Source organism: Streptomyces sp. NPDC050161 (genome assembly GCF_044460025.1).
In the GTDB taxonomy this organism is placed as follows: domain Bacteria; phylum Actinomycetota; class Actinomycetes; order Streptomycetales; family Streptomycetaceae; genus Streptomyces.
Genome location: NZ_JBITJM010000004.1, coordinates 256,801 through 269,292, shown reverse-complemented (window position 1 = coordinate 269,292; position 12,492 = coordinate 256,801). Strand labels below are relative to the sequence as shown.

Below are 12,492 nucleotides of genomic sequence, written 5' to 3'. Positions count from 1 at the left end.
CGGGTGGTCCTCACGATCGGTTGGTCACGGCTGACACGGCGTCGGCCAGGGCTTCTTCCGCGGCCTGCCACCGTGCGCGGCGGGCCGCTGCACGGGTGCGCAGGGCGTCGAGGCGGTCGGTGGTGTCCTGGAGGGCGGCGAGCACGGAGGCAGGTCCCGGGCCTCCGCCCGCCGTGGCGGCGGTGACGATCGAGGCGGGGTCGAGGGCCGCGAGCACCTCGGGCGGGTGGCCGGCCAGGTGTTCGGCGGCGACCTCGTCGAAGGGCCGTCCGGCGGTGAGGGCGATCCGGCTGATGTTGCCCACCTCGTGGTGGGCGGTGCGGAACGGCACTCCGGCGACGACCAGGCGTTCGGCCAGGGCGGTGGCCGCGGTGTGGCCCTCGGTGGCGCGCCGCCGCATGAGGTCGTCGTCGGGCTGTGCCCCTTCGACGATCAGCCGCAGCAGCAGTACGGCGTCCGTGGTGGCTTCCAGGGCGGGCCACAGGGGGGCGATGGCCTCGGTGCCCACGGCGATGGCGTTGGTGAAGCGGGCGGTGGACATGGCGGTGGTGGCGGCGGTGAGGGCGCCGATGGCCGCCGCGGCCTTGCCCTGGATGTTCTCCAGGAGGAACGGGTTGCGCTTCTGCGGCATCATCGAGCTGCTGCCGACGAGGTCGTCAGGCAGGCGCAGCAGCGGGTTCTCGGCGCTGGTCCAGGACTGGAGGTCGTGGGCGGTGCGGGTGAGGAGCACGCCCAGGACGGAGCAGGCGGACAGCAGCCGCAGCACGAGGTCGCGGGAGGCGACGGCGTGCAGGGAGTTGCCCAACGGCGCGGTGAAGCCGAGGAGTTCGGTGGTGCGGCGCGGGTCGACGGGCAGGGTGGTGCCACCGGCCGCGCCCGCCCCGAGTGGGTTCTCGTCGAGTTCCCTGCCCGCGTGTTCGAGCTGGTCGAGGTCGCGTACGAGGGCGGCGGCCACGCCTGCGAGGTAGTGGCCGTAGGTGGTGGGGATCGCCGGCTGGTGGTGGGTGTAGGCGGGCATGACGACGGTGTGCCGGCGGCGGCCCTGGGTGGTGAGGGCGCGGCCGAGTGCGTCGGTCTCGGTGAGCAGGCGGTCGTAGGGCCGCCGCAGTTGGAGACGGAGCACGGTGGCGTTGAGGTCGTTGCGTGACCTGCCGCTGTGCAGGACGCCGCCGGTCCGCTCGCCGAGGGTTTCCACGAGATGGCCCTCGTAGGCGAGGTAGCGGCCACGGGGTGCGGGGCGGTGGCGCAGTGGGGCGAAGTCGTCGGCGCGCAGGGCTTCGATGCCGGCGAGCAGCGCGGCGGCCGTGTCCCGTCGGACGATGCCCTGTTCGGTGAGCATCACGACGTGGGCGCGGTCGACGTCGCTGGTGGGCCGCAGTTCGGCGGCCACCGGGTCGGCGGGCGGGCGCAGGTGCCGGTCGAAGAGGATGTCGGCGGCGGCGGGGGCGACGGCGGATGTCAGCCGTCCGGTGGCGGTGGAAGCGGTCATGCGGTGGCCTTCGGTAGAGGGTGCAGTGCGGTGCGCAGCCGGGCCAGTGCGGTGTCCGCCGCGTGCGCCGCCGCGGCGGCCGTGGGGGCGGTGGCGATGGCGTGTCCGACGCGGTCGCGGTGGTCGTGGTGCGGTACCAGCCGTTCGCTGCGGCGGCCGGTGAGGGTCTGTTCGGTGAGGTGGGGCGCCGGTTCGGCGGGGACGGCCGGCTCGCCGAGAGTCGCCGGGGTGTCGACGACGAGGAAGCGGAGCGAGGAGTGCAGGGCGGTGCGCGGGGCCACGTCCTCGTGGCGGCCGAGTGCCGCGGCGACCTGGGCGCGGACGAGGTCGACGGAGAGCGCGGAGCGGATCAGTTCGGGGATCATGCCCCCGGCGAGCCGCGGGTTGACCTCGATCAGGACCGGTCCTTCGGGGCCGATGCGCAGTTCGACGTGGGCGGCGCCGAAGCCGAGGCCGAGTGCCTTGACCGCCAGGACCGCGGTGGTGGCCAGGGCGTCGGCCGGTGCGGCGTCCTGCGGGGCGGGCACGTCGTGTCCGGTCTCCACGAAGTGCGGTGCGGCGCCGAGGTGTTTGGCCACGACGGTGACCGGGGTGTGGGCGAACACCTCGACGGAGAACTCCGGCCCTTCGACGTACTGCTCGACCAGGAACCCGGGCGCGGTCGGCATCCCGCGTTCGTTGCGGGTGCGGGCCAGCAGCCGCGCGGCGTGTTCGGCGGTCTCCTCCCGGGTCGTGCACAGCCGTACGCCCGTGCTGCCGGATCCGTCGGCCGGTTTGAGTACGGCCGGGAGGCCGGTCAGGTCGGTGGCGGCGAGCGCGGCGGCCACGGAGGTGACGTGGGTGTGGGCGGCCACCGGCACCCCGCCGGCGGCGAGCGCGGCGCGCTGGCTGCCTTTGTGGCGGCAGCGGGCCACGGCGGCCGGGTCGGGTCCTGGCAGGCCGAGCGCCGCTGCCGCGGCGGCTGCGACCGGCACGAAGTAGTCGGAGCTTGTGGTCAGGCCGGCGGGCGGCGGTCCCGGCAGCGCGGCGATCGCGTCGAGGACACCGGCGGGTGTGGACGTGTCCGCGCGGACCACGTCGATGCCGTCGGTGTGGGCGTAGGCGTAGCGTCCCGGGTCATCGGCCAGCAGGACAGGACGTACGCCCAGGTCCCGGGCCCGGCGGGCGAACAGCCGCCCGGTTCCTGAGGTGTTGGACTCGACCAGGACCAGGGACGGCGGGGTCATCGGGGCTCCCCGGTGCCGGGGGCGCCGGGGGCGCGCAGGGCGTCGTCCAGGCTGCGGCGGTGCCAGTCCATGCGGGCCCAGCCGCCGAGTGCCAGGCCGGGGTGGGTGACGGTGCGCGGCGCGGTGGCGGGCGGCTCGTCGGTGAAGCCCTGCGCGGCCAGCCACTCGTCCCGGTAGACGCTGTCCTGGTAGCGGTGGCCCTCGTCGGGCAGCAGGGCCACCACCTGGGCGTCGGGGTGGCGTTCGGCGTACCAGCGGGCGACCAGGAAGGCGGCGCCGCTGGTGGGGCCCATGTACAGGGCGTGCCGGGCGTGCAGCTCGCGGGTGGCGCGGAAGACCTCGGCGGCGCCGGCCCAGTGCACCTCGTCGTAGGCGGCGTGCCGCACGTTCGGGGGGACCAGGCTGTTGCCGAGGCCGCGCACGGTGCGGGGGCCGTCGGGCTGGCCGAAGATGGCGCTCGGTGAGGTGTCCACGCCGATCTGGCGCAGGTCGGAGTTGAGCAGCCGGAGGAAGGCGGCGGTGCCGCCGGTGGATCCGCCGGAGCCGACCGGGCCGACCAGGCAGTCCACGACGCCGAGTGATTCGGTGAGTTGCTCGGCGACGGCGGCGTAGGCGTGGGGGTTGTCCGGGTTGTGGTACTGGCCCGGGACGTAGTGGTCGGGGTACTGGGCGCGCAGCTCCTCCAGCCGGTCCAGGCGGGCCCGTTGGAAGCCGCCCTCAGGGCTGGGCTCGGTGCAGATCTCCACGCGGGTGCCGAGTTCCAGCAGCCGGCGGCGGAGTGCGGGGTCGATGGCCGGGTCTCCGACGATCACCAGGGGGTAGCCGCGCAGCCGGCACACCATGGCCAGGCCGAGCGCGAAGGTGCCGGACGAGGTCTCCAGGATGGTGGTTCCCGGGCCGAGTTCGCCGCGTTGCTCGGCCCGGTCGAGCATGAACCGGGCGGGCAGCAGCTTCATCAGGGTGAACGCGGCTCCGCACAGGTTGGGGCCGAGGCGGATCAGGCGGGGCAGGACGGTCGCTTCGACGACGGATTCGCTGGGCGCGGACAGAACGGGCGAAGGCATCTGCTTCTCATCCTTTGGTGGTGAAGTACCAGGTCTCCGGGACGCCCAGCGCGTCGAGCCGCTTGCGGGCCTCGTCGGTGCGGGTGGCGAGGTCGGGCAGCCGGGGGTCGAAGACGAGGCCGGCTACGTCGCCGCTGTGCGCGACCTGGAGTCCGGCGGCGCCGGCCGCCTCGCCGGCCCTGAGCAGGTCGTCCAGACCGGGAACGGGCAGGTGCCGCTGGTTGAGGCGGGCGCTGGCGGTGGCCACCCTGCCGAGCAGACCGGCGTCGCCGGTGCGGATCGCGCGTCTGGCCATGCCGAGGAGCGGGCGGAACGCCTCGATCTCCCAGACCGTGTAGCGGGCCGGGGGCAGGTCGAGGGTGGCGACGCCGGCGCCGTCCCTGCTGGTGCCGAAGCCGAGCACGGCCAGCGGCATGAGGCCGCCTCCCAGGTCCTCGACGATCTCGCCTTCGCGGTGGGCGAAGAGGACGGCGCGGTCCGGGTACATCAGCGCGTCGGACGCCGTCTCCGCCGCGATGGCCAGGGCGGCGCTCTGCGTGGGGTCGGGGCTGCGTCCGGCGGCGTCGTAGACCGCGCCGATGGCGGCGAGCACGTCGGCGGTGGAGGAGCCGAGGCCGCGGCCCGGCGGCATGTTGGTGCTGACCCGGAGCGTGCCGCCCGCGCAGGGGCCGCCCAGGGTGCGCAGGGCGAGTTCGGCGGCGCGGGCCGCCTTGATCCGCCACGGTTCGTGCACGGTGACGTGGTCGGCGGTCGGGGACGGCGCGAAGTCGGCGCGGGAGCTGTACAGCGGGCAGGGCAGGGTGATCAGGGCGCGCCGCAGCCCTCCGCGGGTCTCGAAGACGCCTTGCAGGATCTCCCCGTGGTGGCCGGTGCTGCGGTGGGCGCCGAGTACGCGGACCGCCGGCCTGTCGGGGGCTGTGGAGGTGCCGATGGGCATGGCTTCCTTGGGGGTGGTGGGGTAGGGGCCCGAAGCGGTGGTCACGTCCGGGCGACCGTTCGCGTGGTGGCGCGCGGGCCCGGGGGCGCGGGCAGCGCGGCGACGGTGACGAAGCGGGCGGGTATCTGGTAGTCGGGCAGCCGTTCGGCGAGGAACTCCACGAGTTCGCCGTCGTCCGGGGTGCGGCCTCCGGCGTGCGGTACGAGGTAGGCGTGCAGTTCGCCGTCGGTGGTCAGGACGGCGGCCTCGGCGATCGCGTGGTGGGCGGTCAGCCGGGCGCGCGTCTCGTGGGGCGTGACGCGGAAGCCCGAGACCGTCGGCCAGGCGCCGGCCGGGCCGAGCGCGTCGAACGCGCCGTCCGCGGTCCGGCGGGCGCGGTGCCCGGTCGGCCGCAGCGGCCCCGAATCGACGTGCCCCAGGTGCAGTTCACCGGGGACGCCGGGAGGCAGCGGCTCGCCGCGGTCGTCGAGTACGCGGGCGGTGATGCCCGGTGCCGGGGTGCCGACGGGGAGGGCTGATCCGTGGTCTTCGGGGCTCGGGTGGTGGGCGCCGGACAGGGCCAGGGGCAGGCCCGGGGTGCCGAGTCCGGTGGCGATGCGGCAGGCGCCGTCCGCCGCGCGCAGCATGGAGGGGTCGGTGTCCCGGCCGAGCACGAGCAGGGCTTCGGTGCCGTGGGCGAGGTCGGGAAGGTGGTGCGCGAGCAGGCGGTTGGCGGTGGTGTCGGGCAGCAGGAGCGCGGTGAGCGGTTCCTGGCGCGCGCCGAGCAGCGCGGCGACGGCGGCGGCGGAGCCCGGGGGTTCGTCCGGCACGACGAGGGTGCCGCCCCTGGCCAGGGTGGTCCACAGTTCCACGAGGAAGACGGAGCCGGTCACCGGGTTGGCCTGGAGCACCCGTTGCGGGCCGAAGCCCGGCAGGTCCATCGCGGCGAGTGCGGACCGGACGGCGCCGTGCGTCACCTCGGCTCCGTCGGCCACGGCGAGCACGTCGGCGTCGGCGCGCGGCCCGTCCTGGGGGCGGAGCGGCGGGCTCGCGGGGTCCGGCTCCTCCCCCGCTCCCCGCCAGGCCACGATCACGCGGAGCGCGGCGGCGTCGTCGCAGGTGACCTGGACCGCTTCGGGGTCCGCTTCCTCGTCGGCGTCGACGACGGTGCAGACGGCGCCCGCACGCGCCGCGGCCAGGAGGGCGCAGGCCAGGTCGGCGCCCGGGGGAAGGCGCACCGCGACGGGCCGCTCGGGCCCGGCGCCCGCCGCGGTGAGCCGCTCGGCGAGTACGCCGGCGCGGGCGCCCAGTTCGCCGTAGGTGAGGGTGTGCGGTCCTGTCGTCAGTGCCGGTGCACCGGGGTGCGCGTCGATGTGCCGTGCCACCCGTTCGACGACGCCGGGGCCGCGGTCCGCGGCGGCGGGAGGCGCGTCCTGGACGGCGCCGGTCAGGGGCAGCCGGGACACCGGCAGGTCGGGGTCGTCGAGTGCGGCGCGCAGCAGGTCCCGGTATGCCTGTGCCATCCGCTGCATGGTGGCGGCGTCGAACAGGTCGGTGGCGTACTCCCACAGGACGGTGAGGGAGTCGTCCTCGCTGCTGGGGCGCAGGCCCACCCGCTGCTCGGCGCGCGGGATGACGATGACGTTCAGGTCGGCCTTGGCCGACCCGTTGTGCTCCACGGTCACCTCGCCGCGCAGCCCGGCGAAGTCGAGGTCGGGTACGGCGGAGTCGTGGAAGCTGAACAGGGCGGAGAACAGCGGGTTGCGCGACAGGTCCCGCACCGGTGCCAGGGCCTTGACCAGGCTCTGGAGCGGTACGTCCTGCCAGGCGTAGCCCTCAACCGCGGTGGCGTGCACCCGGGCGAGCAGGGTGCGGAAGGCCGGGTCGCCGTCGAGGCGGACCCGCAGCGGCACGGTGTTGACCACCATGCCGATCAGGCGCTCGGCCTCGGTGAGCCTGCGGTTGGCGACGCCGACGCCGAGCACGAAGTCGTCCTGGGCGCTGTAGCGCGACAGCAGGGCGGCGAACGCGGTCAGCATCATCGAGTAGAGGGTGACGCCTGCCTCCCTGGCCCTGGTGCGCAGCAGGGCGTACTCGTCGGGGGCGAGGGTGAACCGTACGACGTCGCCGCGGAAGGTGAACTCCGGTGGGCGGGGCCGGTCGGTGGGCAGTTCCAGGGCGGCGGGGGCACCGGCGAGTGCCTCGCGCCAGTGGTCGAGGTAGCGGTCGAGGGTGGGTCCTGCGAGCCAGGCCCGCTGCCAGGCGGCGAGGTCGGCGAACTGGAAGCGGGGTGCCGGCAGGGCGGGCCCTTCGGCGGCGAACGCGGTGTACAGGCGGGTCAGTTCGTCGACGAAGACGGCGAACGACCAGCCGTCGTGCACCAGATGGTGCTCCAGATGCAGCAGCCGGTGGCTGTCCGGCGCGGTGCGGGCCACGACCCAGCGGGCCAGCGGCGGTCTGTCGAGGTGGAACGGGCGGGCCTTCTCTCGGGTGACGAGGTCCTGCCAGGCGTCATCCCGCGCGGTTTCGGGGAGCGCGGAGAGGTCCACCAGCGGCACGTCCACGTCGATGTCGGCCATGTCGATGGGGCATTGGGCGGGTACGCCGTCGATCTCGCGGAAGGCGGTGCGGAAGATCTCGTGACGGCGGACGAGTTCGGTGAGCGCGCTGCGCAGCGCGGCGAGTTCGAGGGGGCCTGTCAGGTGGAGTGCGGCCTGGACCCGGTAGGCGGCGTTGCGGGGTGAGATCTGTTCGAGGAACCAGATGCGTTCCTGCGGATACGACAGGGGCAGGGGGCGGGTGCGGTCGGCGTGCCGCAGCGGGGGCGGTGCGGGCGCGGCGTGGCCGTCGGGTGTGGGGTCGCCGTCGACGAGGGCCGCGACGGAGCGGGGGGTGGTGTGCCGGAACAGGGCGGAGAGGGGGATGTCGGTGCCCAGGTCGGTGCGGATGCGGGCGGCGAGGCGGCCCACCAGCAGGGAGTGGCCGCCGAGTTGGAAGAAGTCGTCGGTCGCTCCGACGTCGGTGCCGCCGAGCAGTTCCGACATCAGGGCGGCGACGGTCCGTTCGGCCGGGGTGGCCGCGTCCTCGCGGGTCTCGGGGAGGCCGGCGCCGGTCCTGCCGTGCCGCGGCAGGGCCGCGCGGTCCACCTTGCCGCTGGGGTTGAGGGGCAGCGCGGGCAGCACGACGACGGCGCCGGGCACCATGTGGGCGGGCAGGGTGCGGGCGCACCAGGCGCGCAGTTCCGTCGCGTCGGTGGGGGTGCGGGGGGCTGCCGCGTAGCCGACGAGGATGCCGTCGCGCGGGACGACGACGGCGTCCACGACCGCCGGGTGGGCGCGCAGCACCTCGGTGATCTCGCCGGGTTCGATGCGGAAGCCGCGGATCTTGACCTGGTGGTCGGCGCGGCCGACGTAGGCGAGGCGGCCGTCGGGCAGCAGCCGCGCCAGGTCGCCGGTGCGGTAGGCGCGACGGCCGCCCGCGACGGGGACGAAGCGTTCGGCGGTCAGGGCCGGGCGGCCGAGGTAGCCGCGGGTGACGCCGACGCCCGATACGGCCATCTCGCCGGTCTCGCCGTGTGGCACGGGAAGTCCTTCGGCGTCGATGAGGTCGACGCGGACGCCGGGCAGCGGGTGCCCGATGTCGGGTCGCCCGGTGCCGGTGACGACGCCGGTGGTGGCGCAGATGGAGGTCTCGGTGGGCCCGTAGGCGTTGACCATGCGGCGGCCGCGGCGCCATCGGGCGGCGACCTCGGCGGGCAGCGCCTCCCCCGCGCACACCAGCGTGTGCAGGGCGGGGAGTTCGGCGTCGGGCAGGACGGCGGCCACGGACGGCGGCAGCACGGCGACGCTGGTGCCGGTGCCCGCGAGCAGGTCGAGCAGGCCGGGGCCCGGGATGACGTCGTCGGGTCCGGCCAGGACCAGGGCCGCGCCCGCCGTCAGCGTGATGCCGACCTCGCTGACGGATGAGTCGAAGCCGGCCGGGGCGAACTGGAGGACGCGGTCGGTGGCGGTGACGCCGTACGCGGCGCGCATGCCGGCGACGGTGGCGGCGACGGAGCCGTGTTCGACGAGGACGCCCTTCGGGCGGCCGGTGGATCCTGAGGTGTAGATGACGTAGGCGAGGCGTCCGGGCGCGCCGGCGGGCAGGGCGTCGGCGGGCGGGGCGTCGGCAGGTACGGGCCCATCGGGGCCCAACAGGCGTATACCGTCGGGCAGTTGGGCCGCCGAAGGAGCGTCGGCGATCACCAGGGCGGCGCCGGAGTCGCGGAGCATGTACGCCAGTCGTTCCTCGGGGTAGGCCGGGTCCAGCGGAACCCACGCGCCGCCCGCGCGCGCCACCGCGAGCAGGGCGGTGACCTGGGTGGGGCCGCGGCCGACGCAGATGCCGACCAGGGTCTCGGGGCCGACACCGGCGGCGGCGAGCCGCCGGGCGAGTGCGGCCGAGCGGCGCTCCAGGGTGTCGTAGGTGACGGTGCCGCCCGCCCAGAGCAGCGCGGGGGCGTCGGGGGTGCGCGCGGCGTGCGCCAGGAACGCCTCGTGCAGCAGCGGGGTGTTCATCGTGGGGTACCTCGTTCGCTGTCCACGGGGAGGGTGGGCTCGGCGGGGTCGGCGAGCAGGCGCCTGGCCTCGTCGTCGGACATCGCCTCGATCTCGGCGAGTACCAGGTCGTGGGTGCGTTCCGCCGCGGCGGCGACCGTGGGGCACTCGAAGATCACGCTGAGGGGCAGGTGGGTGGCGAACACCCCTCGCATGCGGTTGATGGCGCGGGTGGCGAGCAGTGAGTGCCCGCCGAGGCCGAAGAAGTCGTCCAGCACGCCGAGTCGGGGCACGCCGAGCACATCGGACCAGATCTCCACGAGGATCCGTTCGACCTCGTCGCGGGGCGCGAGGTAGTCGGTCTGCGGGTGGTCGGCGGGATCGGGTTCGGGCAGCGCGCCGGGGTTGAGCTTGCCGCTGGCCGAGCGGGGCAGCGCGGGCAGCACGGTGAGGGTGCCCGGCACCGCGTAGCCGGGCAGCCGGGCCGTCAGGTGGTCGCGGAGCTGCGCGGCGGTGGCCGCGGGAGCGCCCAAGGCGACGTACCCGGCCAGGCGCAGGTCGCCGGATGTGCGGCGGGTGACCACCGCGGCGTCCGTGACGGCGGGGTGGGCGCGCAGCGCGGCCTCCACCTCGCCGAGTTCCACGCGTGCCCCGCGCACCTTGACCTGGCGGTCCATCCGTTCCAGGTAGGAGAAGGTGCCGTCCGGGTTCAGCCGTCCACGGTCCCCGGTGCGGTACAGGCGCTCGCCCGGCCGGTAGGGGTGCGGGACGAAGGCGCCCGCGGTCTTGGCCGGGTCGCCGAGGTAGCAGCGGGCCAGTCCGATGCCGCCGATGCACAGTTCGCCGGGGACGCCGGGCGGCAGCGGGCTGAGCCGGTGGTCGAGGACGAGTACCTCGTTGTTGTCCATGGGGCGGCCGAGCCGGACCGCGCCGGTGCCCTCGGTGTCGCCCGGTCCGCAGATGTGGAAGGTGGAGTCGATGGACACCTCGGTGGCACCCCAGGTGTTGTCGAGGCTGACGGTGTCACCGAACGCGTCGCGGAACCGGCGGACGAGGGCGGGGCGGAGCGCCTCGCCGCTGGAGAGCACGCTGCGCAGGTGGCGGCGGATGGCGGTGATGTCCGCCGGGGTCAGTTCCTCCAGGAACAGTTCCAGCACGCTGGGCACGAACTGCACGTGCACGGCGCGGTGCCGGATCGCGGCGTCGACGAGGGCGCGCGGGTCACGGTGCAGTCCTGGCGGGAGCAGGGCGACGGTGCCGCCCTCGATCAGTGGCCACAGGATCTCCACGGCGGCGTCGTCGAAGGGCAGGGTCGTCTTGTGCAGCACGGTCTCGCCGGCCCGCAGTCCGTGCCGCCGCTGCATCCAGGTCATCCGGTTGACCCAGCCACGGTGGGTGCAGGCCACGCCCTTGGGCCGGCCGGTGGAGCCCGAGGTGTAGTAGACGGCGCAGAGGTCGTCGGGGTGCGTGGTCACGGGCAGCGGACCTGCGGCGGCGGTGGGGTCGACGGTGAGCGCGACGGAGCCCGCGCGGGTCACGGTGTCGGCGTGGTCGGGCGAGACCAGGCAGACCGCGGCCCGCGCGTCGGTGAGCAGGGTGGCGACGCGGGCGGGGGGCGTGGCGGTCTCGACGGGCAGGTAGGCGGCGCCGGCCTTGAGGATGCCCAGGAGGCCCACGATCATCTCGGCCGACCGGTCGACGAGCAGGCCCACGGGCGCGTCGGGCCCCGCTCCGTGGGCGGCGATGCGGTGGGCGACGGCGTTGGCGGCGGCGTCCAGTGCCGCGTACGTCGTCGTGGTGCCGTCGTCGGCGGCCAGCGCCACCGCGTCGGGGGTGGCCGCGGCCCGGCGGGCGATGAGGTCGTGCAGGCCCGCGCCGGGGGTGTCGGCGGGCGGGCGCAGCGTCCGGGCGCGCAGGTCCTCCTGTTCGGCGTCGGACAGCAGCGGGATGTCGTCGATGCGGGTGCCGGGGTGTTCGGCGACGTGCCGCAGGAGCTTTTCCAGCCAGTCGGCCAGCCGGTCGACGGTGGCCTCGTCGTAGAGGTCGGTGTCCCAGTTGACGCCGCACCACAGGCCGTCGGGTGTGTGCTCGAAGCTGACGCAGAGGTCGTACTTGGCGCCCTCGAACGGCAGGGGCAGTTCCGTCACCTTCAGGCCCGGCAGCCGGGGTGCGCGGCGGCGTCCGCTGCGGAAGTTGACGAGGATCTGGAAGAGGGGGGTGCGGGAGGGGTCGCGTTCGGGTGCGATCTCGTCGACCAGCCGGTCGAAGGGGACCTCGGCGTGGTCGTACGCGTCCAGCGCGACGTCGCGGAGCTGCTCGGCGTATTCCCGGAAGGAGAGGTCCGGGTGCGGCAGGCCGCGCAGCGGCAGCATGTTGATGAGGACGCCGACGAGGCGTTCGGTGGCGGGGTCGTCCCGGCGTGCGTAGGTCGTGCCTGTGGTCACGTCGGTGCGGCCGGTGTAGCGGTGCAGGACGGCCTGGACGGCGGCGGTCAGCAGCATCGCGGGGGTGGCGCCCAGGGTGTGGCCGAGCGCGGTGAGCCGGTCCGCCACGGTGGGCGGCAGCACGAAGGCGGTCCTGCCGGTGCCGCGTCCGGCGCGTACCGGCGGGCGCGGCCGGTCGCCCGGCACCTCGAACGGGGTGAGGTCGGCGAGGACTTCACGCCAGTGGTCGAGTCCCCCGCCCTGCGCCTCGGCGGCGGCCCGCGCGTCGAGCCGGGCGGCGGCGGTGCGGTAGGGCTCGGCGGGTGCGGGCACCGGGGATGCTGCTCCAGCGGTGAACGCCGCGTAGTCGGCGGCGAGTTCGTCGTACAGCAGGGCGCAGGACCAGTCGTCGGCGGCGACGTGGTGGACCGTCAGGGCGAGCGTGTGTTCCTCGGGTCCTTGCCGCACCAGCAGGGCGCGCAGCGGGGGTTCGGTGGCGAGGTCGACGGGGGTGGTGGCCTCCCGGGTGAGGACGTGTGCGCGGGCGGCGGGGTCGGTGGCGTCCGTCTCGCGGAGGGTGCAGGACTCGGGCGGGAGGACCAGTCCGACGGGCGCGTCGCCGTGCGCGACGACGGCGGTGCGCAGGACCTCGTGCCGGGTGACGAGTGCGGTGAACGCCCGGCGCAGGGCCTGCACGTCGAGGGGACCTGCGAGATGCAGCCGTAGCGGAATGAGGTAGTCCGATGGGTGGCTGCTCATCTGGTCGACGAACCAGGTGCGTTCCTGGTCCCGGCTGAGCGGTACCTGGACCCCGGTGGGGCCGAGGGCGGCGGTCACGA

The 12,492-nt window shown here is 75.0% G+C and carries 6 protein-coding genes; all 6 read right to left on the bottom strand.

What is annotated here, in order from left to right; all coding sequences use genetic code 11:
- Positions 1–10: 10 nt before the first annotated feature.
- The 6 genes from argH to ACIBK8_RS08940 are packed head-to-tail and all read right to left on the bottom strand — an operon-like array spanning position 11 to position 12,490.
- Entirely contained in the window at positions 11–1,489 is a 1,479-nt protein-coding gene (argH, locus tag ACIBK8_RS08965; protein WP_399040996.1) for an argininosuccinate lyase, read from the bottom strand.
- On the bottom strand, positions 1,486–2,715 hold the full coding sequence (locus tag ACIBK8_RS08960; protein WP_399040995.1) for an ATP-grasp domain-containing protein: 1,230 nt from the start codon (positions 2,713–2,715) through the stop codon (positions 1,486–1,488). Before ACIBK8_RS08960 ends, argH begins: the two co-directional genes overlap by 4 nt.
- Positions 2,712–3,779, bottom strand: a complete 1,068-nt coding sequence (locus ACIBK8_RS08955) for a pyridoxal-phosphate dependent enzyme (protein WP_399040994.1) — start codon at positions 3,777–3,779, stop codon at positions 2,712–2,714. Before ACIBK8_RS08955 ends, ACIBK8_RS08960 begins: the two co-directional genes overlap by 4 nt.
- A 7-nt stretch (positions 3,780–3,786) precedes the next feature.
- Positions 3,787–4,761 (bottom strand): GHMP kinase, encoded by a 975-nt coding sequence (locus ACIBK8_RS08950; protein ID WP_399040992.1) that lies wholly within the window; start codon positions 4,759–4,761, stop codon positions 3,787–3,789.
- Positions 4,758–9,251, bottom strand: a complete 4,494-nt coding sequence (locus ACIBK8_RS08945) for an amino acid adenylation domain-containing protein (protein WP_399040991.1) — start codon at positions 9,249–9,251, stop codon at positions 4,758–4,760. The genes ACIBK8_RS08950 and ACIBK8_RS08945 overlap by 4 nt, the downstream gene beginning before the upstream one ends.
- Positions 9,248–12,490: an amino acid adenylation domain-containing protein gene (locus tag ACIBK8_RS08940; RefSeq protein ID WP_399040990.1), complete on the bottom strand. Its 3,243-nt coding sequence runs from the start codon at positions 12,488–12,490 to the stop codon at positions 9,248–9,250. The genes ACIBK8_RS08945 and ACIBK8_RS08940 overlap by 4 nt, the downstream gene beginning before the upstream one ends.
- Positions 12,491–12,492 lie beyond the last annotated feature (2 nt).

Excerpts from the sequence above, each read along its gene's own strand:
- ACIBK8_RS08960 (WP_399040995.1), bottom strand. The coding sequence starts at position 2,715 with ATGACCCCGCCGTCCCTGGTCCTGGTCGAGTCCAACACCTCAGGAACC.
- ACIBK8_RS08945 (WP_399040991.1), bottom strand. The coding sequence starts at position 9,251 with ATGAACACCCCGCTGCTGCACGAGGCGTTCCTGGCGCACGCCGCGCGC.
- argH (WP_399040996.1), bottom strand. The coding sequence starts at position 1,489 with ATGACCGCTTCCACCGCCACCGGACGGCTGACATCCGCCGTCGCCCCC.
- ACIBK8_RS08955 (WP_399040994.1), bottom strand. The coding sequence starts at position 3,779 with ATGCCTTCGCCCGTTCTGTCCGCGCCCAGCGAATCCGTCGTCGAAGCG.